The sequence below is a fragment of the Clostridium liquoris genome (assembly GCF_002995785.1).
Lineage (GTDB): Bacteria > Bacillota > Clostridia > Clostridiales > Clostridiaceae > Clostridium_AO > Clostridium_AO liquoris.
Genome location: NZ_PVXO01000001.1, coordinates 1 through 1216, shown reverse-complemented (window position 1 = coordinate 1216; position 1216 = coordinate 1). Strand labels below are relative to the sequence as shown.

Sequence of the window (1216 nt, the reverse complement as noted above, 5' to 3'; positions counted from 1 at the left end):
CCTTAAAGTTTTCCTTTTAATTTACAGGGCTCTTACCTTCTATGGCGGAGCCTTCCAGCTCTCTTCAACTAAGTCCTACTTATTTTATGGTCTATCCGCAACCCCAGAAACAAGTTTCTGGTTTGGGCTCTTTCCCTTTCGCTCGCCGCTACTTAGAAAATCGATTTTTCTTTCTCTTCCTCCGGGTACTTAGATGTTTCAGTTCCCCGGGTATCCCCCCATAAACCTATGAATTCAGTTTACAGTACATACATTTAAGTATGTGGGTTTCCCCATTCGGAAATCTTCGGATCACAGGCTATTTGCGCCTACTCGAAGCTTATCGCAGCTTATCGCGTCCTTCATCGGCTACTGGTGCCAAGGCATTCACCATGCGCCCTTTGTAGCTTGATCTTGAAAATTCTTATAAGCTTCGTATTACTGCGTCAGCAAATTCGCTGCGGTGCTCATTTAGCTATCGCTAAACTCTGCTCCTCACTTCATTTACTTCCTTGTACTACTCGCTTCTAATAATTTTTAAAAATTCCTATAAACGTCGCATTGCTTCGTTATAAAGCTCCCTGCGGTGCTCATTTAGCTTCCGCTAAACTCTGCTCCTCACTCGCTTTATGCCTCGCACTGCTAGTTTCTAGTAATTTTTTAGTGTTTCTACAAAAGGTTTAGTTTCTTAACCTTTGCTTTACTTTACTTTACTTTTACTTTGTGCAATTTTCAAAGAACAATGGTGGGCTTAAATGGACTCGAACCATCGACCTCACGCTTATCAGGCGTGCGCTCTAACCAGCTGAGCTATAAGCCCTCATATGGTGGAGATAAGGAGACTCGAACTCCTGACCCCCTGCTTGCAAGGCAGGTGCTCTCCCAACTGAGCTATACCCCCATAAAGAAAAAATTGCTATAAGCTACGTGTACCTTGTTAACAAATTCACTGTAGTGCTCATTTAGATAATTAAATTTTGCCCTTAGTTCCTTTGTTTCCTCGTTATACTCGCTTCTATCAATTTTATTTGTTAAAACAACTATTGAGAGTTGGTCTCTCAAAATTAAACAGAGAATGAAACCTTCAAAGAAGAATTACCTTCTTTGTCGACTCCTTAGAAAGGAGGTGATCCAGCCGCAGGTTCTCCTACGGCTACCTTGTTACGACTTCACCCCAATTATTAACCCCACCTTCGGCCGCTGGCTCCTTACGGTTACCTCACGGACTTCGGGTGTT

The 1216-nt window shown here is 42.8% G+C and carries 2 tRNA genes and 2 rRNA genes; all 4 read right to left on the bottom strand.

Features of this window, described 5'->3' with window-relative positions:
* Positions 1 to 393: ribosomal RNA gene (locus CLLI_RS14665) — 23S ribosomal RNA — on the bottom strand; the annotation flags it as partial.
* Positions 394 to 722: 329 nt separating this feature from the next.
* Positions 723 to 799 (bottom strand) — tRNA-Ile (locus tag CLLI_RS00015).
* Between the two features lie 5 nt (positions 800 to 804).
* Positions 805 to 880 (bottom strand) — tRNA-Ala (locus tag CLLI_RS00010).
* 218 nt (positions 881 to 1098) lie between these two features.
* A 16S ribosomal RNA gene (locus CLLI_RS00005) occupies positions 1099 to 1216 on the bottom strand; the annotation flags it as partial.